The organism is Roseomonas populi, assembly GCF_024594815.1.
Classification (GTDB): Bacteria; Pseudomonadota; Alphaproteobacteria; order Acetobacterales; family Acetobacteraceae; genus Roseomonas; species Roseomonas populi.
Map to the genome: position 1 here is coordinate 88,629 of NZ_JANJOU010000023.1, position 23,645 is coordinate 112,273.

General features: G+C 72.9%; 22 protein-coding genes and 2 other RNA genes. 19 read left to right on the forward strand and 5 right to left on the reverse strand.

The window, feature by feature from the left end; genetic code table 11:
• Window positions 1-2 precede the first annotated feature (2 nt).
• A complete protein-coding gene (locus NRP21_RS21945) occupies window positions 3-203 on the reverse strand; it encodes a hypothetical protein (RefSeq protein WP_257718380.1) in 201 nt (66 codons plus the stop codon).
• Between the two features lie 209 nt (window positions 204-412).
• Here NRP21_RS21945 and NRP21_RS21950 point away from each other — a divergent pair, with 209 nt between their 5' ends.
• On the forward strand, window positions 413-736 hold the full coding sequence (locus NRP21_RS21950; RefSeq protein WP_257718381.1) for a hypothetical protein: 324 nt from the start codon (window positions 413-415) through the stop codon (window positions 734-736).
• Between the two features lie 127 nt (window positions 737-863).
• Window positions 864-1,835, forward strand: coding sequence for a dienelactone hydrolase family protein (locus NRP21_RS21955; RefSeq protein WP_257718382.1), 972 nt, complete (start codon window positions 864-866; stop codon window positions 1,833-1,835).
• On the opposite strand, the gene NRP21_RS21960 is transcribed toward NRP21_RS21955, so the two are convergent.
• Entirely contained in the window at window positions 1,717-2,961 is a 1,245-nt protein-coding gene (locus NRP21_RS21960; RefSeq protein WP_257718383.1) for a helix-turn-helix transcriptional regulator, read from the reverse strand. The two genes, NRP21_RS21955 and NRP21_RS21960, sit on opposite strands and share 119 nt — an antisense overlap.
• Window positions 2,962-3,204: 243 nt before the next feature.
• Window positions 3,205-4,857, reverse strand: a complete 1,653-nt coding sequence (locus NRP21_RS21965) for a tannase/feruloyl esterase family alpha/beta hydrolase (protein WP_257718384.1) — start codon at window positions 4,855-4,857, stop codon at window positions 3,205-3,207.
• Window positions 4,858-4,956: 99 nt separating this feature from the next.
• On the opposite strand from NRP21_RS21965, the gene NRP21_RS21970 reads away from it, so the two are divergent.
• The 4 genes from NRP21_RS21970 to NRP21_RS21985 all read left to right on the forward strand — a co-directional run bounded on the left by NRP21_RS21970 (window position 4,957) and on the right by NRP21_RS21985 (window position 8,551).
• Window positions 4,957-5,562, forward strand: coding sequence for a DUF3237 domain-containing protein (locus tag NRP21_RS21970; protein ID WP_257718385.1), 606 nt, complete (start codon window positions 4,957-4,959; stop codon window positions 5,560-5,562).
• 12 nt (window positions 5,563-5,574) lie between these two features.
• Window positions 5,575-5,936: a transfer-messenger RNA gene (gene ssrA, locus NRP21_RS21975) on the forward strand.
• A gap of 122 nt (window positions 5,937-6,058) precedes the next feature.
• On the forward strand, window positions 6,059-6,577 hold the full coding sequence (locus tag NRP21_RS21980) for an SspB family protein (RefSeq protein WP_257718386.1): 519 nt from the start codon (window positions 6,059-6,061) through the stop codon (window positions 6,575-6,577).
• Window positions 6,578-6,904: 327 nt separating this feature from the next.
• Window positions 6,905-8,551 carry a fumarate hydratase gene (locus tag NRP21_RS21985; protein ID WP_308219926.1) on the forward strand — a complete coding sequence of 549 codons (1,647 nt, stop codon included), beginning with the start codon at window positions 6,905-6,907 and terminating at the stop codon, window positions 8,549-8,551.
• A gap of 40 nt (window positions 8,552-8,591) precedes the next feature.
• Here the strand turns inward: NRP21_RS21985 and NRP21_RS21990 are convergent, their stop codons facing one another.
• Window positions 8,592-9,344 carry a carbonic anhydrase gene (locus NRP21_RS21990; protein ID WP_257718387.1) on the reverse strand — a complete coding sequence of 251 codons (753 nt, stop codon included), beginning with the start codon at window positions 9,342-9,344 and terminating at the stop codon, window positions 8,592-8,594.
• A 160-nt stretch (window positions 9,345-9,504) separates the two neighbouring features.
• Here NRP21_RS21990 and NRP21_RS21995 point away from each other — a divergent pair, with 160 nt between their 5' ends.
• The 6 genes from NRP21_RS21995 to NRP21_RS22020 all read left to right on the forward strand — a co-directional run bounded on the left by NRP21_RS21995 (window position 9,505) and on the right by NRP21_RS22020 (window position 13,821).
• Window positions 9,505-9,906 carry a RidA family protein gene (locus NRP21_RS21995; RefSeq protein WP_257718388.1) on the forward strand — a complete coding sequence of 134 codons (402 nt, stop codon included), beginning with the start codon at window positions 9,505-9,507 and terminating at the stop codon, window positions 9,904-9,906.
• 40 nt (window positions 9,907-9,946) lie between these two features.
• Window positions 9,947-10,351: a VOC family protein gene (locus NRP21_RS22000; RefSeq protein WP_257718389.1), complete on the forward strand. Its 405-nt coding sequence runs from the start codon at window positions 9,947-9,949 to the stop codon at window positions 10,349-10,351.
• Entirely contained in the window at window positions 10,348-11,487 is a 1,140-nt protein-coding gene (locus NRP21_RS22005) for an alanine racemase (RefSeq protein ID WP_257718390.1), read from the forward strand. Before NRP21_RS22000 ends, NRP21_RS22005 begins: the two co-directional genes overlap by 4 nt.
• 105 nt (window positions 11,488-11,592) lie before the next feature.
• Window positions 11,593-12,246 (forward strand): LysE family translocator, encoded by a 654-nt coding sequence (locus NRP21_RS22010; RefSeq protein WP_257718391.1) that lies wholly within the window; start codon window positions 11,593-11,595, stop codon window positions 12,244-12,246.
• A gap of 15 nt (window positions 12,247-12,261) precedes the next feature.
• Complete coding sequence (locus NRP21_RS22015; RefSeq protein WP_257718392.1) at window positions 12,262-12,483, forward strand: ribbon-helix-helix domain-containing protein; 222 nt, start codon at window positions 12,262-12,264, stop codon at window positions 12,481-12,483.
• Window positions 12,484-12,828: 345 nt separating this feature from the next.
• Window positions 12,829-13,821: an isopenicillin N synthase family dioxygenase gene (locus tag NRP21_RS22020; protein WP_257718393.1), complete on the forward strand. Its 993-nt coding sequence runs from the start codon at window positions 12,829-12,831 to the stop codon at window positions 13,819-13,821.
• A gap of 76 nt (window positions 13,822-13,897) precedes the next feature.
• Here NRP21_RS22020 and NRP21_RS22025 read toward each other — a convergent pair whose 3' ends face one another.
• A complete protein-coding gene (locus tag NRP21_RS22025) occupies window positions 13,898-16,768 on the reverse strand; it encodes an AsmA family protein (protein ID WP_257718394.1) in 2,871 nt (956 codons plus the stop codon).
• Window positions 16,769-16,977: 209 nt separating this feature from the next.
• Here NRP21_RS22025 and NRP21_RS22030 point away from each other — a divergent pair, with 209 nt between their 5' ends.
• The 7 genes from NRP21_RS22030 to NRP21_RS22060 all read left to right on the forward strand — a co-directional run.
• Window positions 16,978-17,763: a TerB family tellurite resistance protein gene (locus tag NRP21_RS22030; RefSeq protein ID WP_257718395.1), complete on the forward strand. Its 786-nt coding sequence runs from the start codon at window positions 16,978-16,980 to the stop codon at window positions 17,761-17,763.
• Window positions 17,764-17,881: 118 nt separating this feature from the next.
• On the forward strand, window positions 17,882-18,586 hold the full coding sequence (locus NRP21_RS22035; RefSeq protein WP_257718401.1) for an N-acetylmuramoyl-L-alanine amidase: 705 nt from the start codon (window positions 17,882-17,884) through the stop codon (window positions 18,584-18,586).
• Window positions 18,587-18,630: 44 nt separating this feature from the next.
• Window positions 18,631-19,040, forward strand: an RNA gene (gene rnpB, locus NRP21_RS22040) — RNase P RNA component class A.
• Between the two features lie 287 nt (window positions 19,041-19,327).
• Complete coding sequence (gene mraZ / locus NRP21_RS22045) at window positions 19,328-19,789, forward strand: division/cell wall cluster transcriptional repressor MraZ (protein ID WP_257718396.1); 462 nt, start codon at window positions 19,328-19,330, stop codon at window positions 19,787-19,789.
• Between the two features lie 62 nt (window positions 19,790-19,851).
• A complete protein-coding gene (rsmH, locus tag NRP21_RS22050) occupies window positions 19,852-20,763 on the forward strand; it encodes a 16S rRNA (cytosine(1402)-N(4))-methyltransferase RsmH (RefSeq protein WP_257718402.1) in 912 nt (303 codons plus the stop codon).
• Complete coding sequence (gene ftsL, locus NRP21_RS22055; protein ID WP_257718397.1) at window positions 20,760-21,806, forward strand: cell division protein FtsL; 1,047 nt, start codon at window positions 20,760-20,762, stop codon at window positions 21,804-21,806. Before rsmH ends, ftsL begins: the two co-directional genes overlap by 4 nt.
• Window positions 21,803-23,645, forward strand: a 1,843-nt coding sequence (locus NRP21_RS22060; RefSeq protein WP_257718398.1) for a peptidoglycan D,D-transpeptidase FtsI family protein, incomplete at its 3' end; no start/stop codon positions are given. The genes ftsL and NRP21_RS22060, both read left to right, overlap by 4 nt.

Consider the following 23,645-nt stretch of genomic DNA (forward strand, 5'->3'; position numbering starts at 1 on the left):
GCTCAGCGCGTGTTCGCCGAGGTGCCGGGGTTGGTGCTGTTGCCCGAGGGCAGCGTTCCCGAGCGCTGTTCCGGCGGCTGGGGCGTGTTCAGGCCTGGCGGGACCGGCGCCACGGAGCGCCCGGCCTCGTTCGCACACCCCGCGACAAGGCCGAGGAGAAGCAGGGCGGAGGCGGCGCGCGGCAGGGAGAGGGTGGCGGCCATCGGGAACCTCACTGGCGGTTGGCGGCTGGGATCAGTGGCGCTGCCCCTCGAACGCCGCCGACGGCCAGGGGTTCATCCGCTCCGCCACTTCGCGCCGCGGAGGATCCGGCGCGGTGCCTCATCCGATCGGGTGATGCCGGGAACACCGGCGCCCTTCAGCCTCGGTCCAGGTCGGGCGGAACGCTCCGGCCTCTCCGGGAGAATTCCTAATGAACGCCAGCACCAAGAGGCGCGCCCCCTGGATGGGCATAGTCCTCGCCACCCTTGCCGCGTTGCCGGCCCTGGCCCAGGGGCCGGCACCTTCCTCGATGCCGCCCGGTGCGCTGGGAAACCCCGTCCCGGTCGGCAACGTCACGGGCCAGCCGGAGCGGGATACCATCGGCTTCCCGTTCAACCAGACCTGCACGCTCCGCCCCATCCTGTCGTCCACGCCGCAGGCCGTGGGGGAGGTGACCGGCCTTGCCGAGCGCGACACCTACGGTTTCCTGGTGGAGGGGGAGATCCCCTGCCCGCGGGACGGCGGCACGCCATAGGCCGCGTGCCGCCTTGCCCGCGCTCCCCCGATCGGGGGATGCGCGGGCAAGGCCCGGGGGCGGAGGCTGGGGCGCTTCTCCCGAGGGGATACGCCTCCGGGCAGGCGCCACGGCCGGAGTTCCGCGCATGTCACGCCATCACCGCCACCTCCTCCCCACCCTCCTTGCCCTGCTCGCCAGCGGGCCGCAGGCACGCGCGGAGGCCGACCAATCCGTCCTAATGCTCCGCCTCGCCCAGGCGGCCGAGGCGCCGCGGCTCGTGCCCGCGCTGTTGACCCTTCCATCAGGGAAGCCGGCCGGAACGGCCTTCCCCACCGTCATTCTCGTGGCCGATGCCTACGCCATGGACAGCCGCGTGGCGGAGCTTTCCGACGTGCTGGTGCAGGAGGGATGGGCCACCCTCCAGATCGACCTCGATGGCAACGCGCCGGAAGGTCCCCTCGGCTTCGCCCGGGAGTCCGGCGCGATGCCGGACGACGACTGGACCAGCGCGCAGCAGCTGGCCGACGTGCTCGCGCATCTCGCCGAGCGGCCGGCGATCGATGCCAGGCGCGTTGCCGTGGCGGGGCTGGGCTCCGGCGGGCGTTCCGCCCTGCTGGCCGGGGCGGATGAGGTCACCTATCCCGTCCTCGGCGCCTATGGCGCACGCTTCGCGGCCCATGCCGCCCTTTACCCGGGATGCGCGGCACTGCGGGAGGGCGGGTATGCCCGGCCGCAGCCCTGGACACCGGCCCCAGCGGCCGTTTTCGTCGCCGGCCAGGACACGCGCGAGCCGACCGGCAGCTGCGAGGCGCTGCGGCAGGAGCTGGCGGCCGCCGGGCGCGCGGCCACGCGCTGGCACGACTACCCGACGGCCAGCTACGGCTGGGACATCGGTGCGGCCTACGGCGCCCGCACGGTCCTCCTCCCCCTGCCGAATGGTGGGCGCATCCGGACCAAGGCCGATGCCAACATCGCGGCAGATGCGGCCGGGCGGCTGGTCAGCTTTCTTCGCCCGGTTCTGGAACAGCCGGCGCTGAAGCACCTTCCGCAGGAGCAGACCTGGCTGGGGCACCCGGCGCTGGAGAAGTCGGCGCCGGAGAGGCCGGAAAGCCGTTGATCAGGCGGGCCAGCGCCATCTGCGAGTGCAGCCCCGTCTTCTCGAAGCAGTTCGCGAGTTGCGTCTTCACTGTTGCGGGCGAGACGCCGATCGCCGCCGCCACCTGGGGTACGCCCGCGCCGGCGGTGACCATCGCAGCCACCCGCGCCTCGGCGGGGGTGAAGCCCAGCACGGCGCAGAGGCCCGCCGCGCTCACCTCCCGGATGGAGGCGGGATCCGTGATCAGGACCAGGGCGCGGGGATTGGCACCCATCTGCCAGATCGGGAAGGCCGGCGGCGGAAGGGGAATGACGGTGACGAGGAGCGGCGCCTCTCCGGAGGGGCGGGTGATGAGGAAGGGGCCGGACAGCGCCGCCTCCGGATCCGCCGTGCAGGCCAGCGCCTCCGCGATCCGGCGGGAGAGGAGGCGCGTCTCGGCCGGCACAGAAGCCGCCAGGCACGGCCCGCCATCGGTCCCGGCCACCAACCCGTCCGAGGCGCGCAGCAGCGCCTCGGCGGGTGGGTTGGCGAGGAGGATGCGGCCGGTTCCGTCCAGGACCAGGGCGGCGCCGGGCATGGCGTGCAGCGCCGTGTCCAGCTGCGCCCGGCCATCGGCGTGCGGCGCCATGCGGAGCGAGATTTCCAGCCCGCGGTAGAGGTGCGGCGCGAGGCGCCCGAGGCGGTGCGCGGCGTCCTCCGCCCGCTCCGCCCCGCGCTGGGAAAGGGTGACGCCGAATCCGCCCGAGGCCCGGCCGCGCGCCATGGCGGGATGGGTGAGCACGATCAGGTCCTCGATCTTCTGCGGCACCAGGAGATCGGCATAGGCCGCCGTCCTCCGCAGCAGCGCGGGGTCCACGTAGCGGCTGGCGATGCCCGGTCGCCCCATGGGGACCGCTGTCAGCCGCGTGGTCCAGGGATTGTCCGCGTAGGTCGGGTCGCGCATGTAGAGATCCGTCAGGTCCGGCCTCAGCCGCCCCGTGACGATCGCCGCGCGCTTCTCGGCCGGGGCGTTGAAGACCAGCATGGCACCGGTTCCGCCGACATGGTCGGCCAGGAGGGTCAGGGCCCCCGGCCATCCGGCGGGATCCGCTGCCGCGGCGTAGATGCCCTCGACGACGGTTTGGAGCGGCGGGTGTCTGGACGCCATGGGGAAGGATCCGCCCACGCTGCGTTGCGAGGGCGGCACGTTAGGGCGGCCGGGCCGAAATATTACGCCGGTCTGGGGCCTTTCACCGTTTCGTGTGCGTAAAGTTATCTGTCGGGCGGTGCTGGCGTATCATTCCCGTTGATTATCGCTTGTGGCGGTAGTGCCGCCTCGAATTTGTTCCGGATCGGGTCGCGGGCCGGCTCCCGGAAGCTGTTCCTGGATGCGCCACCTCACCCGGCCGCTTCAGGGATCTGCACAGGTGAAGCTTCCGGCGGCCTGTGCATCGCCGCCGCCGAAGCGCGCCTCCTGCGGGAAGGGACATACGGGCCGGCTGCGGCCGGGGAAGGCGCTGCCGCGCGCCAGCAGGCTCTCCGGCGCCTCGCCGCGCTCCACCCAGGCCTCGATCGCTGTCAGCGGGTCGAAATCATCCAGCGCCGGCCCGCCGCCGCAATGGGTCATGCCGGGAACCATGAACATCCGCGCCCAGCCGGCCAGGGCGGCATCCCCGCCATTGTCGGCCGCCAGCGCCTTCCAGTAGGCGCGCAGGTCGTCCGCGGAGAAGACCGGGTCGGCATTGCCGTGGAAGACAATCATCCGCCCGCCCCGGGCGGTGAAGGTCGAGTAGAGGGTGGCGGTCGGGTCGTTGATGGCGCCGGTCTGCAGGGTGCGCGGCGCGTCGCGGTCGAAGTCGAACTCGGCCAGCTTCAGGTCCGGCACGGGCGGCGTCATGAAGTACAGGCCGAGCGAGCCAGGCGTGAGGGTGGCGGAGCGCGCGTTTGGAGCCGCCGTCTGTGAAGTGCCGAGCTTCCAGGCCCGCCAGCCCGGGGAGGCGATGCCGGGATCCCAGGGCCAGCCGGCATAAAGCGCCCTGCCCTGCCCGTCCTTCGCGCCGCCAAACACGCGGGAAAGGGCGGCGACCTGCGGATCGGTCAGGCAGGCCTCGGTCTTATCGCCCGTGCATCGCAGGGCGGCGGGGTCGAAGCGGCAGGCGGACATGGCCTCCACCGTGCCGTCCGCCACGCCGTCCGCCGCGTCGCAGGCCTTCACGATGGATTGCGCGACGAGGTTCATGTCGGCCGGCGTCAGTGCATTGGCGAGAACCGGCCGCCCCTCCCCGTCCTTCGGCGCGGCGGCGGTCAGCGCCTGGATGTCCCAGGCCTGGGCCACTGCGGCACGGCTGAGGCGGAAGCCGGGATTGCCCGCCACGATGCCGTCGAACTCCGTGGGGAAGCGCTGTGCCGCAGTCATCGCGGAGCGGCCGCCATTGGAGCAGCCCATGAAATAGGCGCGTTCCGGCGCCCTTCCGTAACGGGCGGCGATGAGGGCGCGGGCCTCGCGCGAAACCGCGCCGATGGAGGCGTAGGCGTGGTCGATCCTGGCCTGCTGGTCCAGGCCGAAGGAGGAGTCGCTGCTGTCGCGGCCCTGATGGCCGGAATCGGTCGAGACGACGGCGTAGCCCCGGTTCAGTGCCGGGCGGGCAGTGGAGCCGGAGACGGGGATCGCGCCCACCGCCTCGTTGATGACGCCGTCCTGGCCGCCGCCGCCCTGGAACAGGAAGCGGCCGTTCCAGGGCTCGGGCATGCGGAGCTGGAAACCGATGCCGAAGGACACGCCGCCGGCCCCGGTGCGGGGTGCGATCATGCCCTCGACCAGGCAATGGGCGGGGAGAGCGGCTCCGGACCGGGCGGCACCGGTGAGGGCGGCGCGGCCGGGATTGTCGGCGGGCAAGGTGCCGGCCGGGACCGGTTCGGCACGGGTGATGCGGAGGTCCGGGCGGGCGAGCGAGGCCAGGGCGGCGCATTCCGTCGCGGCAGCGGCGGCTGCCGGCGCGAGCAGGGTAGCCAGGGCGGCGACGCCGGCCCAGTGGTTGGTGCGACGGTTGATTCGACGCGTCATGCGCTGTCCTCCCGCTGGCTGGTGCTCTCGACGGCCCTGGCCGGAGGGAGTGTTTAATGGTCCTCGGCCGCTGTCCAGCGGACCGAGGGAGGAAGAAACATGTCCAGCAATCCCGAAGGCTCTGCGCCCCAGGGCCGAGGTCACGGGCGCCGCGCCCTCGTCGCCGGCCTCGCCATGTCCGCGCCCTTGACCATCCCCCTGGCCCGTGAAGCCGCGGCCCAGGGCGCGCCGGGCTATGCGCCGCCCATGGCGGGGACGGTGCCGCTCGTGCTGCCGCGCACGGAATTCGTGTACGAGGCGATCTGCGACCTCGCGCCCACGCTGATGCTCGGCGATTCCCCACTGGGCGAGCGGCGGATGGTGCCGATCACCGGCGGGACCTTCGAGGGGCCGCGCATCCGCGGCAAGGTGCTGCCCGGCGGCGCCGACCGGCAGCTTATCCGCAAGGATGGGGTGCGGCGGCTGGACGCTCTGTACGAGCTGCAGGCGGAGGACGGCGCGGTCATCACCGTGCGGAACCAGGTGCTGGTGGACGACCCGCAGGGGGGAGTTACTGGCGGGCCGCGCTACGCCCGGTCCACGATCGAGATCACAGCGCCGGAAGGGCCGCACGCCTGGCTGAACCGCGGCGTCTATGTCGGCACGCTGGACAGCCTGCGGCCGGCGCGGGCGGCGGTCTGCATTCGGGTGTTCAAGGTGGTCTGATGCCCCTTCCCGCCCCTGGTCAAACCGGGGCCCGGCGCCTATATGCTGAGGTGCCGCCTTCGGGCGACTATGGTGATAAACGGCACGTGGAATAAGCGTTGTGGACCCGGGGGCAGTGCCCGGCGCCTCCACCATCCTGAACCGGGCTTATCGGCCCGGACCCCGCAAGGGGCCTTCCCGGCATGGGAAGCGGGGCATGGGGGCGAAACAGGCTCGACGCGCGCGGTAAAGACGTGTCCTTTGCCCGGCATTGTACCGCCGTTATCGGGCTAAATCACAAGTGCCAACGATAATGGTCGCGAGACCATGGCGCTCGCTGCCTAGAGATAGGTAAGCGCCGTCCGGGGGGAACGGGGCAACAGAATCCCCCCACTTTTCCTGCTGCTCCCCTCATCTTGCACTTTCACGCTGTGCAACTAGGCCGCGCGGGCGCGTTGCCTTATGTTGCGGGCGACAGACCCTTGATGACCGGACCAGCCTTGGACACGACCAGCGCATGAGCGATTCCGCGCCGCCTCCCGAAAGCCTGCTGCCCTATGATCGCTGGACCGAGGAGGCCATGCGGAACGTGGCGCTCCGGGCGCTGGAGTTCGCGGCGAGGAACGGGCTGCCGGGCGAGCACCATTTCTACCTGACCTTCCGCACCGACAACCCGGAAACGAAGGTGCCGGGCCATCTGAAGGCCCGCTACCCGCAGGAGATGACCATCGTCCTGCAGCACCAGTTCTGGGACCTGAAGGTGGACCGAGGAGAGCAGAAGGTCTCGGTCGGGCTCTCCTTCGGCGGGGTCGCGGCGACCCTGGTGATCCCCTTCGCGGCGCTGGTGGCCTTCTGGGACCCGCATGTGCGGGTGGGGCTGCGCTTCGGCGATGCCGTGATCCCCGACGCCGAAGCGGTGCCGGAACCGGTGGAGCCGGAAGACCCGCCCGCGACGGAGGAGCCCCCGGCGCGCAGCGACGCGCCCGCCCAGGTGGTGAGCCTGGACGCCTTCCGGCGGCGCCCGACGAAGGAATAGGGGCGGCCCCTCCCCCCTTACCCACGCCCGCCGGCGTTTCCATCTGCGTTCTACCTGCTGGTGCGCCGGGCGGGGCCGCGCTAACACGCGATGGTCTTTCCGCCGCGCGGCCACTTGGCCGCGCGCGCGGGCACCTGCCCCGTGGGCGGCCGCCGGACCCGCCTTTCCGCCGCCCCGGGGACCAACAATCCTGGAGCGCGTCCCGTGACCTCCCCCATCACCTCCTCCCCCGACCAGACGCTGGACGCCAACGCGCCGATCCCGCCGGGCCCGAGCAGCGCCGCGACGCCGGTGGCCACGCATGACGGCGCCGAGGCGGATTCGGGCATGCCCGTGTCCCAGCGCAGCGCGGGCTTCCTGTTCAGCCCGATGTTCCCGCTCGGCGAGGACCTGACGCCCTACCGCAAGCTCGACATCAACGGCGTCTCGACCATCGAGGTGGACGGCAGGACGGTCCTGAAGATCAGGCCGGAGGTGCTGGAGGAGCTGGCCTTCCAGGCGTGCAAGGACGTGTCCCATCTGCTGCGCCCCGGGCACCTGCAGCAACTGGCGAACATCCTGAAGGACCCGGAGGCTTCCGCGAACGACCGCTTCGTGGCCCTGGACCTGCTGAAGAACGCGAGCATCGCGGCCGGCGGCAAGCTGCCCATGTGCCAGGACACGGGCACGGCGATCGTGTTCGGCAAGAAGGGCCAGCGCGTGTGGGTGGAGGGCGACGAGGAGGAGGCCCTCTCCTACGGCGTGCACCGCACCTACACAGAGACGAACCTGCGCTATTCCCAGATGGCGCCGCTGACGATGTATGACGAGGTGAACACCGGCAACAACCTGCCGGTGCAGTTCGACATCTACGCCTCGCCCGGCGACTACCACGCGGACGAGTTCTTCCTGCAGTTCATCCTCAAGGGCGGCGGCAGCGCCAACAAGACCTTCCTGTACCAGCAGACGCGCGCCGTGCTGAACAAGCCGAAGCTGCTCGCCTTCCTGGAGGAGAAGATCAAGACGCTGGGGACCAGCGCCTGCCCGCCTTACCACCTCTCCATCGTCATCGGCGGCACTTCCGCCGAGACGAACCTGAAGACGGTGAAGATGGGTTCCACCCGCTACTACGACACGCTGCCGGAGAAGGGCAGCAAGGCGGGCCACGCCTTCCGCGACCGGGAGCTGGAGGCCGAGATCCACAAGCTGACGCAGAACATCGGCATCGGCGCGCAGTTCGGCGGCAAGTACTTCTGCCACGACGTGCGGGTGATCCGCCTGCCCCGCCACGGCGCGTCGCTCCCCATCGGCATCGGCGTTTCCTGCTCGGCCGACCGGCAGATCAAGGCGAAGATCACGCCGGAGGGCGTGTTCCTGGAGCAGCTGGAGCATGATCCCGCGCGCTTCCTGCCCGACCAGACGGAGGGGCTGGAGGACTCCGGGGAGGTCGTGAAGATCGACCTGAACCAGCCGATGGACGCGATCCGGGCGGAGCTGACGAAGCACCCCGTGAAGACCCGCGTCTCCCTGACGGGCACCATCGTAGTGGCGCGCGACATCGCGCACGCCAAGCTGAAGGAGCGGCTGGACGCGGGCCAGGGCCTGCCGGAGTACATCAAGAACCACCCCGTCTATTACGCCGGGCCGGCGAAGACGCCGGAGGGGATGCCCACCGGCTCCTTCGGCCCGACCACCGCGGGACGCATGGACAGCTACGTGGCGGAGTTCCAGGCCGCCGGCGGATCGCTGGTGATGCTGGCCAAGGGCAACCGCTCCAAGGCCGTGACCAACGCCTGCAAGCAGCATGGCGGCTTCTACCTCGGCTCCGTCGGCGGGCCGGCGGCAAGGCTGGCGCAGGACTGCATCCGCAAGGTGGAGGTGCTGGAGTACCCCGAGCTCGGCATGGAGGCCGTGTGGCGGATCGAGGTGGAGGACTTCCCCGCCTTCATCGTGGTCGACGACAAGGGCAACGACTTCTACGACGGGCTGGAGTGATCCAGCCGTCCGCGGCGCCCCGCCAGGGCGCCGCGGGCCGTCACCCCTCGTCCAGCCAGCGGACGTCGCCCGTGCCCAGGTCGTAGCGGGCGGCGACCACCTTCAGGTGCCCGGCGCGGATCGCGTCCTGCAGCACCACGCTCTGGGTCTTGATCCGTGCGGCCACGCGGCGGGCATTCGCCACCACGGCGTCGTCCAGCGCGATCGTGCCGTCCGGGCGGCGGGCGGAGATCACGGCGGGCAGGATGGGCTGCACCATCTCCCCAATCACGCCGGGGAAGGCCGCGTTGCGCTCCACCATTTCCAGCGCGGCCGCCACGGCGCCGCAGCCCTGGTGGCCCATCACCACCACCAGCGGGCAGCCCAGCACGCCCACCCCGTACTCGATGCTGCCCAGCGCCGCGGTGTCCACCGTATTCCCGGCGTTGCGGACGATGAACATCTCGCCCAGGCCGCGCCCGAAGAGGAGTTCCGGCGGCACGCGGCTGTCCGAGCATCCGACCAGCACCACGAAGGGCGCCTGCCCGCGGGAGAGATCCTCCAGCGTCTTGTGCCCGTGCGGGAAGGTGAAGGGCTCCTCGTGCCGGAACTCGTCGTTGCCCTTCTTCAGCAAGGCCAGGGCCTCGTCCGGGGTCAGGCGGGTGTGGGGCACCGGGTCCGCGGCGCGGGCCGGGGCGGAGGTTGAAAGTGCCGCTGCCAAGCCACCGAGGCCGGCGCAGAGAAGGCCGCGCCGGCCACCTACCGGGCGGCCCGAGCTGCCCAGGCCGCAGCAGCCGCAGGTCGTATCCGGCATCGTTTCGGTCTTCGTGGCCTGCCGCTTCGATTCGTCAGGCTAGCCGCGCGGCCGCCGGGCCACCATGGCGGCCATTGACCGCCCCCGCCCGCCCTGTCATCTGCCCGGCATCTCTGATCCGCCGGGCATCCCTGCCGGGCCATCGCGACGGGATGCCGACATGCGACGCCTGATCTCATCCGGCTCCCGCTTCGAGCGCGAGATCGGCTATTCCCGAGCCGTGGTGGACGGGGACCTTGTTTTCGTTTCCGGCACCACGGGCTACGACTACGACACCATGACCATCTCGGACGATGTGCAGGTGCAGTGCGAAAGGGCGCTGAAGAACGTCGCTGCCGCCCTGGCCCAGGCCGGGGCGACGCTTGAGGACATCGTGCGCCTCCTCTTCATCGTGCCGAACCGGGCGGACTGGGAGCCGTGCTGGCCGGTGCTGCGCCTGTATTTCGGCGAGATCCGCCCCGCCTCCACCCTCATCCATGCCGGGCTGCAGACACCCGAGATGAAGATCGAGATCGAGGCCACGGCGCGCCTGCGCCCGCGCTTCCGCGCCCCCGCGCCCTGATCCCCCTTCCCCGCCTCCCGGGCCGATAAGGACAAGAACGATGCGCTTCGCCGTGGACCGCCTGGACCACCTGGTCATCACCTGCCGCGACGTGGAGACGATGGCGAGCTGGTACCAGCGCGTGCTGGGCATGGAGCGGGAGAGCTTCGGCCCGCACAACCGCACCTCGCTGCGCTTCGGCGGCCAGAAGATCAACCTGCGGCCGGAGGACGCCTCCCAGGAGGATTGGTTCACCGGGGAAGCCGCCCTGCCCGGCGGCCAGGACCTGTGCTTCATCGTGACGGTCATGGCAGACGACGTGGCGGCGCACCTGAAGGAGTGCGGCGTGACGATCGAGCAGGGCCCGGTGGAGAAGGCCGGGGCGCTGGGGGCCATCAACTCCGTCTATTGCCGCGACCCCGACGGGAACCTGATCGAGATCTCCTCTTACGGGGACATGCCGTGAGCGGCCCCTCCTCGGGCGGTAGCGTGGCGGATACGCCCCGGCTTCTGCTGGACCTGGCGCGGCTGGAGGCGAATGCGGCCCGGATGCGGGCGCGGGCGGAGGCGTTGGGGGTTTCGTTCCGACCGCACTTCAAGACGGCCAAGTCGGTGGAGGTGCACCGCGTGGCCCATGGCGGGGCGCCGGGGCCCGCCACCGTCTCCACGATGAAGGAGGCGGAGGTGCTGGCCGCCTCCGGCCAGGCGACGGACATCCTGCTGGCGGCCACCGCCGTCCCGGCGCGGCTGCCGCGGGCGGAGGCCCTGGCGCGCAAACACGGGACGCGGCTGATCCTGGTGGTGGACAGCCCGGAGATGGCCGGGCTGCTGGACGCCGACGCGGAGGCGCCGCACGAGGTGCTGGTGGAGGTGGATTCCGGCGAGCACCGCGCCGGCGTGCCGCCGGAGAAGGCGCTGGCCGTGGCGCGGGCGATCCATGGCTCCCGGAAGCTGAAGATTGCCGGCGTCATGACCCATGGCGGCCATTCCTACGGCTCGGCCGACCACGCCTCGATCGCCGATGTCGCGGAGCAAGAGCGGGTGGCCACCGTCTCGGCCGCGAGCGCCATCCGGGGCGCGGGGATGGAGGCACCGATCGTCTCCGTCGGCTCCTCCCCCACCCTGCTGCACGCGCGGAACCTTGAGGGGGTGACGGAGATCCGGGCCGGGGTGGGGCTGTTCTGGGATCTGGCGCAGATGTCGCGCGGGCAGTGCGGGTGGGACGACCTGGCCCTTTCCGTCCTCTCCACGGTCATCGGGCACAACCGGGCCTCCATGTCCCTGGTGCTGGACGCGGGGGCGCTGGCCCTCTCCAAGGACGTGACGGCCAACGCCTTCGCCCCCGGCACCGCCTACGGCACGCTGGGGGAGGCGGAGACGGGGGCGGCGCTGCCGCTGCACGTCCTGCACGCCTATCAGGAGCACGGGATGGTGCCGGTGCCCGACGAATCCTGGTTCGAGCGCCTGCCTGTGGGCTCCCTGGTGCGCGTCTATCCCAACCACGCCTGCCTGACGGCGGCGGGGGGCTACGGCACCTACGATGTGCTGGACGGGGCCGGCAACGCCGTCGCCCGCTGGCCGCGCATCGACGGGTGGCACTGAGCACGCGGCATCGGCGGGCCGGGAGCCTCATATCGCCGGGCCGGCTGGGCGGGACAGCGCGCCCGCGGGCTGGCAAGGGTCCGGCGGGCTGGTAGGCTTCGGGCCATGCCCGATTTCAGCCAGGTCGCTTTCTTTGCCGCTGCCGCGCTCGTCCTCGCCCTGACTCCCGGCCCGGGGATTTTCTACGTCGCCGCCCGCACCCTCTCCGGCGGGCGTGCGGAAGGTATCGCGTCGGGCCTCGGCACGGGGATCGGCGGCATGGTTCATGTCCTGGCGGGCAGCCTCGGGGTTTCCGCCATCGTGCTGGCGAGCGCGGAGTTGTTCACGGCCGTGAAGCTGCTGGGTGCCGCCTATCTCGTCTGGATCGGCCTGCGCACGGTTTGGACCGCGCGGCGGAATGCCGCGGCGGCCTTGGCGGGGGGCGCCGCACAGCCTGTGGGTACCCGGCGCGCCTTCCGCGAGGGGGCGCTGGTGGAGGCGCTGAATCCGAAGACCGCGGCCTTTTTCCTCGCCTTCGTGCCGCAATTCGTCGACCCATCGGCCGGCCACGTGGCGGCCCAGTTCGCCGTGCTCGGGCTCGTCTCAGTCGCGCTCAACACGCTGGTGGACCTTGCCGTGGCCGTGGCGGCTGCGCGCGTCCGCAACGGCGCCATGGGGCGGCCCGTTCTGGTCCGCCGCCTGCGCGAGGCATCGGGGGCTGCCATGGTCGCGCTGGGACTGGGTCTCGCCCTGACCCGCCGGCCCGTGCCCGTCGGTTAGCGCGCCGGGACGTCGATGGCCGGGCATCTCGTCAAGCGGTCCTTCACCCTCGCGGGGCACCGCACCTCCATCGCGCTCGAGCCCGAGTTCTGGGAGGCGCTGGAAGCCGAGGCGGCGCGGCGGGGGGAAAACCTGCTGCGCCTGGTCCTGGCGGCGGACGCGGCGCGGGACGATCCCGCGCTGCCGCTGGCCTCCGCCCTGCGCGTGCTCGCTCTGCGGCTCGCGCAGCGGGGCTAGGCGGCGCCGTTTTTGCTTGCCGCCCCGGCATGCGGCGTCTTAATCCTCCCTTCGCGAGTAGAAGCGGCCAAGGTCCTTCGGGACCCCGGGCATTGCTCCGGCAGACGACCCTGTCGAGGTGCCCTTTGCTCGCTCCCTTTGCATACCCTCCGATGAACAGCCGGGCCGGATCGCATCCGGCACCGCGGCCTTTCCATGGCCACGGGGGACAGGGCGCCTGACACACGTATCCCGCGCGCCATCCCGGCGGGCGGCTCACGGAGTAGAAGCGGCGGCCGCCCCGAGGGGCGCCTGACATTGCTCCATCACCCCGGCGGCTCGCGCGCCGCCCGATAGGAGAACAGGATGTCCTACGCGCTGAAGGAGCTGAACCGGGAGACCGGGTTCGGCGGCATGGGAACCACCAAGGATCGCGAGGTTCCCGTCATCAGCCTCGCGGATTTCGAGGCCCGCAAGGCGGAGATTGCCGACCAGCTCTGGAAGGCCTCCACGGAGATCGGCTTCTTCCAGCTCTCCGACCACGGGATCCCGATCGATCAGATCGACGAAGCCTTCGAGATGACGGCCCGCTTCTTCGCCCTGCCGAAGGAGGTGAAGGCGAAGTACCCGATGGCCAAGGGCACGAACTACGGCTGGGAGTACAAGGAGCAGGTCCGCCCCTCCACCGGCACGGCGGACAACAAGGAATCCTACCAGATCACCGTGCCGAAGATGGCCCACCTCTGGCCCACGGGCGAGGAGCTGCCGGGCTTCAAGGCCTGCATGCTGGCCTTCGAGCGCGCGAACTGGGCGGTGGGGATGAAGGTGCTGTCCTGCTTCGCCGACAAGCTGGGCTTCCCCGCGGACTTCTTCACCGAGGCGCACGACCCGACCTCGCCCGAGTACCAGTCCACCCAGCGGCTGATCCACTACCTGCCGATGGTGGACGCGAAGCCGGAGGACTTCACGGGCTGGCGCGCCGGCGCGCACACCGACTACGACTGCCTGACGCTGCTGCACCAGCGCACCGGCCAGGGCGGGCTGCAGCTCTGCCCGGGCAAGGAGGCGGATGGCGGCGAGCTGGCCTGGACGGACGTGCCGCCCGTGACGGGGCTGATCACCTGCAACATCGGCGACATGCTGGCGCGCTGGAGCGACGGGAAGCTGCAGTCCAACCTGCACCGCGTGCGGATGCCGCGCGCGGACGAGTATCTCGGGCCGCGCTACTCCCTGCCCTTCTTCTGCCAGGCCAACCGCGACGCGCTGATCCAGGCGCCGACCGGGTCCGAGCCGCCGATCACGGCGAAGGACTTCCTGGACATGCGGATCGCCGCGAACTTCGCGAAGATCGGGATGTGATCCGCGAGCCATAGGACCGATGAAGGGCCGGAGGGGAACACCCCCCTCCGGCCCATTTCCGTTCAGGGAGGGCCTGTCAGCGCTCCGCCCGCCAGCGCAGCCAGGCCGCCAGGTCCGGCACGCGGCGGGGCGCGGCGGCGGGGCCTGTCAGGCGGATGCCAACCTCCGGCACGGGGTCGGCCGGCTTCTCGGCGGCGGCGAGGTCGAGGGCGGAGCGGGCCAGGTCCACCTCGCCCCGCAGGGAGAGGGCCACGCCCTCGCCCGTGGCGGTTCCCTCCGCCAGGGTGGCGCGGCCGGCCGCCAGCGCGGCGCGGAGGGACAGGGTGGCGAAGCCCGTCTCGCCGGCTGAAAGGGCGGCGCGCAGGGCGGCCTCATCCCCTGCCGCGGCGGCGCGCCCGGCGGCGGCGGCGTCCAGGCCGGACAGCGTGCCCCGGTGGGCGGAGAGCGAAATCTCCCCGGACAGGGTGCCGAGAAGGGCGGCGGGGCTGCTGCCCGTGGCGGAGAGCCGGAGATCCGCGTCCGCCTCCCCCGCCATGATGTCCAGCGGCAGGCCGAGGAGCGGGCCGGTGATGCCGGCACCGCGTAGGGAGAGCCCGGCGGAGAGGCGCGGCGCGTCGCCCGTGGCGTCCAGCGCGGCGCTGCCGCGCAGCGTGCCCGGGTCCAGCCCGGCTTCCACCTCGTCCAGGGCCAGGGTGCCGTCCTTCAGGCGCAGGCGGGCGCGCAGGTCCCTGGCGGCGGGCAGGCCGGCGGGCTCCAGCCGGGCAATGGAGATCACCAGCTCCGCATCCGCGGCGCGCAAGGCGCCGAAGGGGATGGGGTCGTTGCCCTGCCAGGGCGCGGCGGGCAGGGCCACGGTCTCGGCGGCGATCCGGCCATTCAGGCGCGGGCGGGGGCCGTCCAGGGCCAGGGCCAGCGCGCCGCCCGCCCGCAGGGTCCCGGCCACGAGGTCGAAGCGCTCGGCGGAGAGCCCCTGCGGCCCGGCCATGCCGGCGGCGATGAGGGAGAGCGAGCCGTCCCCGGTCCAGGGGGCCAATCCATCCCCGCCGAGGCCGAGCACGTCGTCCAGCAGCCGCGGGGCGCCGGGGTGCCGGAGGGTGAGGTTCCCCGTCGCGCGGCGGCCGGGCAGGTCCAGCGTGCCGTTCGCCTCAAGCCGCGCCTCGCCGAGTTCCGCGCTGGACTGCAGGGCCAGGGCCTCGGGCGGGCCACCGCCGGTGGCGCGGAGGGTGATGGGCTGGCCCGCTAGCCGCGTGGCGTCCGGCCAGCCGCCGGGCAGCAGCGCCAGCAGGGCGCGGCCGTCGCGGGCGGAGAAGTCCAGCACGGCGTCCGAGAGGCGCGGGCTGGCGCCCAGCAGGGCGGTGCCGGAAGCGGAGAGATCCCCTCCGGCCAGGGCTCCGGCGAGGCGGCGCAGGGTGAGGCGCCCGTTCTCCAGCGCCGCGTCCAGCGAGGCGCGCTCCAGCACCGCGCCGCGCCACCGGGCGCGCTCCGTCGCCAGGCGCAGGTTGGCGTCGATCCCGCCGAGGAGGCGGCTGGCGGTGGGCCAGTCCAGGCCCGGGCGCAGCCATCCCTCCAGGTCGAGCGCATCCAGCGTGAGCCCGAGGCCGAGGGCGGGGCGGGCGCCGAAGCGCAGCACGCCGGCGCCCGAGATGCGGGTGCCGTCCAGCGTGGCGGAGAGTTCCGGCACGGCGATGGAGCCGGGCTCCAGCACCAGCCGCGCCCTTCCCTCCCCCTGGCGCAGGCGGCCCGGGGCCAGCCAGGCGGTCCAGTTCCCGCCGGAGGAGGAGATGGCGGGGGCGACCGCCTCCACCGTGCCGCGTAGGTCGGCGCCGGAGAAGCGGAGCGCGGCTTCCAGCCGGTCTCCGGCGGTGGCGCCGTTCAGCTCCACGCTCGTGCCCCCGGGCAGGATCGCGGAGACGTCCGAGAGGGTGAGGCGGCCGCCCGCCGCACCGCCCTCCCGGAAGATCGCGGCGCGGAGGCGGCGCAGCGCCACGCCTCGGAAGTTCGCGGCCTCGGCCGAGAGGTCCAGCCCCAGCGGCAGGGCGGAGGGGCGGGCGCGGAGCGCGGCCAGCCAGGGATCCAGGTCCAGGCGGCTGGCCAGGAGCGCCGCATCCAGCCTGGGCTGGGGGGAGAGGCGGAGCGTCAGGGCGCCGCGCGCGGGGCTGCCGCCGATGTCGAGGGTGAGATCGTCCGCCGCCAGCAGGTCGGCCGCCACCGTCAGGCGGCCGCGGGCACGGAAGGGACCGGGCGGGCCGGGGACGAGGGCGCTGAGGTCGGGGCCGGAGGCCTCCACGCTTCCCTCCACCGCGCCGTCCGGCGTCAGCACGCCCCGCGCGGCGATCGCGGCGTTGCCCATGAAGAGGCTGAGGTCGGCGGGTGTGTAACCGTCATAGCCTGGGCGGCCGATGCCGGCCTCGAACCGCCATTCCAGCCCGCCCCAGGCGAAGCGGCCCTCCGCCCGCGTGCCCTGGGTGGCGTCGCCCGCCGTCAGCCGGGCCTGGACGTTCTCCAACCGCACGCCACCGATGATGACGCGGCTGTCCACGAGCTGGGCCGAGAGGGCGGAGAGGCTCGCGGGCAGGCTGGCGGCATCGGCGGGGGGCCAGGGCAGGCGCAGCTCCGCGCCGACGATGGCGATTTCCCGCGGGGCGATCCGCCCGAGGAGGAGGGCGCCGCCATCCACGCGCAACCGAAGGGAGGAGGCGGCGAAGCCGAGCCCATCCCCGGCATCGCCGAGGGTCACGCCCTCCGCCTCCACCACCGGATAGGGCAGCAGGCGCAGGCGGACAGGGCCGTGCAGCGAGACGGGGCGGCCGATGCGGGCAGCGGCCAACTCCGCCAGCCCGTCCCGCCGCGCGGTCCAGTCCGTGAAGAGGGGGGCGGCCCAGAGGATGGCGAGGATGGCGGCGAGAAGAAGGGTCAGGCCCGCACCGGCCAGGAGGGGGCGGCGCATCCTAGGCCGGCCGGGCCCCGCCCGGTTCCGATCCGCCCATGCACGCCGTGATCGACACCCTGCCTCCGCCCTGCCGGGACCTCGATTCCCTGATCCCCGGACCATGCTTGAGGCGGGCGCGGTGGGCAAGGAAGCGCGGCTTCCGGTCCGGCGTGTTTCCGGGCATAGGCATAGGCGACTCGGTGGACGGAGCGCATTCGGGCAGACCCATGGGGTTCTGGGGCAAGATCATCGGGGGCGCGGTCGGCTTCGCCATGGGCGGGCCGGTGGGCGCCATGCTGGGCAGTGCGCTGGGCCATGCGGCCGACGAGGGCACGCTGGGCCGCGGCCTCAACATGGGGCTGCCCGGCATGGACGGGGCGCGGATCGCGGCCATGCTCGGCTCGCGCGAGAGCCTTTTCGCGGTTTCCGTCGTCGTGCTCTCGGCGAAGCTCGCCAAGGCCGACGGGCCGGTGAAGCGCGAGGAGATCGACGCCTTCAAGCGCGTTTTCCACGTGCCGCCGGAGAACATGCGGGAGGTGGCGCAGCTCTTCGACCGGGCGCGGGACAATGCGGAGGGCGCGGAGCCCTATGCCGAGCGCCTGGGCGCCGCCTTCGCGGAGGAGCGGCCGGTGCTGGAGGACGTGCTGGGCGCCCTGTTCCGCATCGCGGAGGCGGACGGGCCGGCGAACCGGGCGGAACTGGCCTTCCTCGGCGGGGTCCATGCGCGCTTCGGGCTGGACGCGGCAGCCTGGGAGCGCGCGCGGCTGGGCCGGCCCAACCCGAACTCGCCGGCGCTCGCGCCCGAGGGGCCGGACCCCTACACGGTGATGGGCATCCCCCGCGGCGCGACCGATGAGCAGGTGCGCGCCACCTGGAAGCGGCTGATGCGGGAGAACCACCCGGACAGCCTCGCGGCGCGCGGGGTGCCGGCGGAGATGGCGCGGAAGGCGACCGACAAGGTGGCGGAGATCAACGCCGCCTGGGACCGGATCAAGCGGGAGCGCGGGATATGAGGTTTCCTCCGTGACCGCCCGGCGCGGCCCCCTCCCCGGCCTCCGGCCCGGTGCCCGCAAGGGCGGGGCTGGCGGGCTGCCGCTGGTGCCCACCGAGGGCGGGCTGGCCGTGAGGGAGTTGCCGAGCCCCAACCAGGACGACCGCCCGCCGGGCGTGCCGATCGACACGCTGATCCTGCACTACACGGACATGGAGAGCGGCGCCGCGGCCATCGAGCGGCTGCGGGATCCCGTGGCGAAGGTGTCCGCCCACTACGTGGTGGAGGAGGACGGGCAGGTCTTCCGCCTGGTGCCGGAGGAGCGGCGAGCCGCCCATGCCGGCATCTCCCACTGGCGGGGGCATGAGGCGCTGAACGCCCGCAGCATCGGGATCGAGGTGGTGAACCCCGGCCATTCCTGCGGCTACCGCCCCTTCCCCGCCCTGCAGATGGCGGCGGTGGCGGACTTGTGCCTGGAGATCCTCTCGCGCCACCCCATCCCCGCGCGCAACGTGGTGGCGCACAGCGACGTGGCACCGGACCGCAAGCGGGACCCGGGGGAGCTGTTCGACTGGCGCGGCCTGGCCTCGCTGGGGGTGGGGCTGTGGCCGGAGGGCGTGGACGGAGGCGACCTCTCCACCGTGCCAGGCGGCATGGCACGGGCGGCGGAGCTGCTGCGGCGGATCGGCTATCCCGTGGACCCTGCGCGGCCGGAGGTGGCGCTGGTGGCCTTCCAGCGGCACTGGCGGCAGGAGGAATGGGGCGGGCGGGCCGATGCCGGGACGCTGGCCCGGCTGGAGGCCGTGGCGGCGCTGGCCGAGGCGGAGCTGGCGGAGAAGGGCTGAACCGCGGGTTGACCCTCGTTCCGCCGAGTCGCATACCCCGCCGGCCAGACGGCCGGACGACCGCTGCCAGTTCCGAAAGGGGCGGTGGAGGAAAGTCCGGGCTCCATGGGAAAACGGTGCCGGCTAACGGCCGGCGGGGGCGACCCCAGGGACAGTGCCACAGAGAAGAAACCGCCCGGACGGCCGAAAAGCCTTCCAGGCAAGGGTGAAACGGTGGGGTAAGAGCCCACCGCGCCCCTGGCGACAGGGGCGGCACGGCAAACCCCACCGGGAGCAAGGCCGAATAGGGATGGCCGGCGGGAATCCTTCGGGACTCGCCGCCAGGGGCTTCCCGCCCCGCCATCCGGGTTGGCCGCGAGAAGCCCCTGGCAACAGGGGTTCCAGAGGAATGGTCGTCCGGTTCCAGGCGAGAGTCTGGGGCTGACAGAACCCGGCTTACAGGCCGTCTGGCCTCTTCCTCCTAATAGTATCTTCCAACTCCGGCGTTTAACCGATTGAATTGCTCAGCTTTCGCCTGCGTTGCCTTGCAGCAACAGTTTGTCGTCCACACGCAATCGCGCTTGTTGACCCATAATGGCCCATGTTATCCCAAGCCATCCCGCAAGGGCCCGGACCTGAGGGGGGCGAGGGGCTGGCGGGATGGTCGGGTGAGCCGGCGGGGTCGGGGGGCCTCGCCGGCCATCTGATGGGGGAACCACACCAGTCGCCCAGTGCGGCCGCGAGGGGGCGGACGTCCAGCGGATGACCCATTTCATGGGCACCTTCACGGGCAAGCTGGATCGCAAGGGGCGCGTCTCCGTCCCGGCCGCGTTCCGTGCCGCCCTGGAGCGCCTGGGCACGCAGGACATCATCCTCCGCTCCTCCCACCGCGACACATGCGTCGAGGCCTGGCCTCAGCCGATTTTCGAGACCATGGCAGCGGGGCTGGAGCAGCTGGACGTTTTCTCCGACAACCTGGACGACCTGTCCCTCAGCCTCTTCGCGGGCGCCTATCCGCTCCGGCCCGATGGCGAGGGCCGGGTGGTGCTGCCCGAGGACCTGATCGCCCATGCCGGGCTGACGGAGGCCGTGACCTTCCTCGGCGCCGGGCGCGCCTTCCAGCTCTGGGAGCCCGAGGCGGCCCGCCAGCGCGTGGAGCTGGCCCGCCAGCGGGCGCGCGACCGCGCCCTGACCGTTCCCGCCACCGCGGGAGGCCGTACGTGAGCGAGACCTCCCTCACCCCCATCGTCGCCCCGGACCCCACCGGGGGCGGCCACGTGCCGGTCATGCTGGCCGAGGTGCTGGCGACGCTCGCTCCCCGCGACGGCGCCACCCTTCTCGATGGCACCTTCGGCGGCGGCGGCTACAGCGCCGCTATCCTCTCGGCCGCCGACTGCACCCTCTACGCCGTGGACCGCGACCCCGACGCGATCGCCCGCGGCGCCTCCCTCGTGGCCCGCTTCCCCGGCCGGCTGCACCTGGTGGAGGGGCGCTTCGGCGACATGCTCTCCCTCATGGCGGATCGCGGCGTGGCGGCGCTGGACGGGGTGGTGCTCGACCTTGGCGTCTCCTCCTACCAGATCGACGAGGCGGATCGCGGCTTCTCCCTCCGCACCGACGGCCCGCTGGACATGCGCATGGAGAAGTCCGGCCCCAGCGCGGCGGACCTGGTGAACACGCTGCCGGAGCGCGAGCTGGCCGACCTGCTGTGGGAGCTGGGCGAGGAGCGCCATTCCCGCCGGATCGCCCGCAAGATCGTGGCAGCCCGCGGCGACGCCCCCTTCGAGACGACGCTGCAGCTGGCCGAGGCCATCCACATGGTCATGCCCCGCGACCCCTCGGGCATGGACAGCGCGACGCGTTCCTTCCAGGCCCTGCGCCTGCGCGTGAACGACGAGCTGGGCGAGGTGGAGCGCGGGCTGGAGGCGGCAGTGAAGCTGCTGGCCCCCGGCGGGCGCCTCGTTGTCGTCTCCTTCCACTCGCTCGAGGACCGGATCGTGAAGCGCTTCATGCGCGACGCGGCGGGGCGGACGCCGGGCGCGTCCCGCTTCGATCCGGCATCCCTCGTGCATGCCCAAAAGCCGGCGGAATTCCGCCTGCTCACCAACACCGCCCTGCGGCCATCAACCGCAGAGACAGACACGAATCCACGAGCGCGATCCGCAAGGCTCCGCGCCATCGAGAGGCTGGCCGCATGATTCGACCCCTCACTTTCCTCTCGCTGGTGGCGGCCGCGGGGGCCGGGCTGCACCTCTACTCGGTGAAGCACGATGTCTCGCAGCTGGAGAAGGTGCTGCGCGAGACGGTGAAGCAGACCGAGGCGGCGCGGGAGCGCACGGCGGTGCTGCGGGCCGAGTGGGCCATGCTGAACGAGCCGGAGCGCCTGCGCGCCGCCGCCACCCGGGTGCTGCCGCTGGAGGTGATGCAGACCGCCCAGTTCGTGCGCCCCACCGAGATGGACCGGCGCCTGCCGGCGGCGGTGGCCTTCGCCGGCGCGCCGAGCCTCTTCGCTCCCGCGCCGGGTGAGCGCGGCGGGGCCGCCGGCAACGTGGCGGTGGCCTCGGCCGTGGGCGTTCCGGCCATCGCGGCCCAGGCTTCAATGGCCGTGGCTTCGGCCGCCGTGGCTTCGGCCGCCGTGGCTTCGGCCGCACTGGCCGCGCCCGCAGCGATGGCGGCGGCACCGGCCGCCGGCGGGGACCTTCTCGCTGCCCTGCCGCTGCCGCCCGACGCCCCGCCGCCGGCGCCGCCCGCCCGTCCCGCCCCCGCCGCCCTGGCCGCCCCCGAGCGGCCGGCCGCCCCGGCGGTGGTGGCCGAGCGCGCGCCCGTGGAGCGCAGCGCCCCTGAGCGCAGCGTGGCGGAGCGGCCCGCGCGCGTAGCGCCGCCGCACCTGCCCCAGGTGGCCTCGGCGCGCGTGCCGGAGCCGCGCGAGGCCGCGCCGCGCTCCTCCGAGATGGCCCGGGCGGAGACGTCGCGCGCGCCCCGCCCGCCCCGCCCGGCGGAGCCGCGCCTGGCCGAGCGCGAGGTTGACCGCGGGATGAACCTGGCAGAGCCGCCGCAGCGGCCGGCCCTGCTGCGGACCGCGCTGCACATGCGCCCGAGCGCGCCCCCGCCCCCCGCGCCGGTTGCGCCGCCGATGGCCGCCGGGATGGGCTCCATGCTTGGCGCCGCGGCCCGGCCGATGCTGGCGCCGCCGGTGCCGGTGGCCAGCGCCAACGCCGGTACGCTGGGCGCGGTGCGGTGAACGACCCCGCCGCCCCCGACCCGAACGCCACCATCGCCTACCAGCTGCGCGAGCCCGTCCAGGCCGCGCGGGTGGCGGACCACCGCACGGCCGCGCGGCTGGGCCAGCCGGACCTGGCCCGCCGCGCGGTGCTGGAAAGGAGCCGCGGGCGGCTGGTGATGGCCGCAGCCGGCTTCGGGCTGCTCTACGGCGCCGTAGCGCTGAAGGCGACGATCGCGACCGTGATCGACCCGCGCGAGCCGCGGCGCCCTGCGGGCGGCGTGGCCGCCGCGGCCCCACGGCCGGAGCCGGCGACGGCACGCGCCCCGATCACGGACCGCAACGGGGAGATCCTCGCGGTCTCGCTGCCCGTCACGGCGCTCTACGCCAACCCGACGCAGATCCCGCCGGCCGAGGCGCCGGACGTGGCGCGCCGGCTGGCGCGGGTGCTGCCGCAGCTGGACGCCAATCGCCTCGTCCCACGCCTCATGGGCGATCGGCAGTTCTCCTACCTCGCCCGCGCGCTGACCCCGCGCGAGAAGCAGGCGGTGAACGACCTCGGCATTGCCGGGCTGCACTTCGAGGAGGGTGAGCGCCGCTACTACCCGCAGGGCCGGGCGGCGGTGCACGTGCTGGGCAACGTGGACGTGGACGGCGCCGGGCTCTCCGGCATGGAGCGCTACCACGACGAGCGGCTGCGGGCGCGGCCGAACGATCCGCTGCGCACCGCCATCGACATCCGCGTGCAGCTGGCGCTGCGGGACGGCGTGGCGAAGGCGATCGAGGACTTCTCCGGCATCGGCGGCGCCGGCGTGGTGCTGGACATCAACACGGCCGAGGTGCTGGCCATGGTGTCCCTGCCCGACTACGACGCGGGCGACATCGGTGCGGCGAGCCAGGACCAGCGCTTCAACCGCGTGACGGTGGGCACCTACGAGCCGGGCTCGACCTTCAAGCTCCTCACGGCCTCCGCCGCGCTGGAGTACGGCACGGCGAACGTCTACTCGAGCAGCTTCGACGCGGCGCACCCGATCCGCTTCGGGCGCTTCACCATCACGGACTATAAGGGCAAGAACCGCGTCATCACCTTCCCCGAGGTGCTGGCCTACTCCTCCAACCTCGGCGCGGCGCACATGGCGCAGACCTTCGGGCCGCAGCGGCAGCGCGAGTTCCTGGGCCGCATGGGCATGCTCTCCCGCCAAGGGATCGAGCTGACGGAGACGGCGCTGCCGATGGTGCCGCCGGCCAGCGGCTGGAAGGAGATCAACATGCTGACGATCTCCTACGGCCACGGCATCGCGGTGACGCCGCTGCACGTCGTCAACGGCATCGCGGCGGTGGCGAATGGTGGCGTCCTGCGCACGCCCACCCTGCTGGCGCAGCCGCCGGGCGTGCCGCGCGAGGGCACGCGCGTGCTCAGCGAGCGCACTTCGGAGACCATGCGGCGGCTGATGCGGCTGGTGGTGACGGACGGTTCCGGCAAGGGCGCGGACGTGCCGGGCTACTTCGTGGGCGGCAAGACGGGCACGGCGCAAAAGACCGGGCCGCGCGGCGGCTACCTGCCGAACAAGCGCATCGCGGCCTTTGTCGGCGCCTTCCCGATGAACGCGCCGCGCTACGCCATCTACGTCATGGTGGACGAGCCGAACCCCAACGCGCGCTCCCACGGCTACGCGACGGCGGGCTGGGTGGCCGCGCCGGCGGCGGGCACGGTGATCTCCCGCATCGCGCCGGTGCTGGGGATGGTGCCGGAGAACCCGCAGGACCCGGCGATCGTGCAGGCCATCACCATTCCGCTGCAGCCCGGCCGCGCCGCGCCGCGCCCGACCGCGGCGGCCGCCCCCGCCGCCCGGCCCGCCG

What these genes read in the sequence shown, in the direction of transcription:
- NRP21_RS22010 (WP_257718391.1), top strand. Translation starts at nt 11,593, where the DNA reads ATGCCCGATTTCAGCCAGGTCGCTTTCTTTGCCGCTGCCGCGCTCGTC.
- NRP21_RS21970 (WP_257718385.1), top strand. Translation starts at nt 4,957, where the DNA reads ATGTCCAGCAATCCCGAAGGCTCTGCGCCCCAGGGCCGAGGTCACGGG.
- NRP21_RS21990 (WP_257718387.1), bottom strand. Translation starts at nt 9,344, where the DNA reads ATGCCGGATACGACCTGCGGCTGCTGCGGCCTGGGCAGCTCGGGCCGC.
- NRP21_RS21955 (WP_257718382.1), top strand. Translation starts at nt 864, where the DNA reads ATGTCACGCCATCACCGCCACCTCCTCCCCACCCTCCTTGCCCTGCTC.
- NRP21_RS21950 (WP_257718381.1), top strand. Translation starts at nt 413, where the DNA reads ATGAACGCCAGCACCAAGAGGCGCGCCCCCTGGATGGGCATAGTCCTC.
- mraZ (WP_257718396.1), top strand. Translation starts at nt 19,328, where the DNA reads ATGACCCATTTCATGGGCACCTTCACGGGCAAGCTGGATCGCAAGGGG.
- NRP21_RS22030 (WP_257718395.1), top strand. Translation starts at nt 16,978, where the DNA reads ATGGGGTTCTGGGGCAAGATCATCGGGGGCGCGGTCGGCTTCGCCATG.
- NRP21_RS21985 (WP_308219926.1), top strand. Translation starts at nt 6,905, where the DNA reads ATGCCCGTGTCCCAGCGCAGCGCGGGCTTCCTGTTCAGCCCGATGTTC.
- NRP21_RS21965 (WP_257718384.1), bottom strand. Translation starts at nt 4,857, where the DNA reads ATGACGCGTCGAATCAACCGTCGCACCAACCACTGGGCCGGCGTCGCC.
- NRP21_RS22015 (WP_257718392.1), top strand. Translation starts at nt 12,262, where the DNA reads ATGGCCGGGCATCTCGTCAAGCGGTCCTTCACCCTCGCGGGGCACCGC.
- NRP21_RS22025 (WP_257718394.1), bottom strand. Translation starts at nt 16,768, where the DNA reads ATGCGCCGCCCCCTCCTGGCCGGTGCGGGCCTGACCCTTCTTCTCGCC.
- NRP21_RS22020 (WP_257718393.1), top strand. Translation starts at nt 12,829, where the DNA reads ATGTCCTACGCGCTGAAGGAGCTGAACCGGGAGACCGGGTTCGGCGGC.
- NRP21_RS21995 (WP_257718388.1), top strand. Translation starts at nt 9,505, where the DNA reads ATGCGACGCCTGATCTCATCCGGCTCCCGCTTCGAGCGCGAGATCGGC.
- NRP21_RS21945 (WP_257718380.1), bottom strand. Translation starts at nt 203, where the DNA reads ATGGCCGCCACCCTCTCCCTGCCGCGCGCCGCCTCCGCCCTGCTTCTC.
- rsmH (WP_257718402.1), top strand. Translation starts at nt 19,852, where the DNA reads ATGCTGGCCGAGGTGCTGGCGACGCTCGCTCCCCGCGACGGCGCCACC.
- ftsL (WP_257718397.1), top strand. Translation starts at nt 20,760, where the DNA reads ATGATTCGACCCCTCACTTTCCTCTCGCTGGTGGCGGCCGCGGGGGCC.
- NRP21_RS21960 (WP_257718383.1), bottom strand. Translation starts at nt 2,961, where the DNA reads ATGGCGTCCAGACACCCGCCGCTCCAAACCGTCGTCGAGGGCATCTAC.
- NRP21_RS21980 (WP_257718386.1), top strand. Translation starts at nt 6,059, where the DNA reads ATGAGCGATTCCGCGCCGCCTCCCGAAAGCCTGCTGCCCTATGATCGC.
- NRP21_RS22000 (WP_257718389.1), top strand. Translation starts at nt 9,947, where the DNA reads ATGCGCTTCGCCGTGGACCGCCTGGACCACCTGGTCATCACCTGCCGC.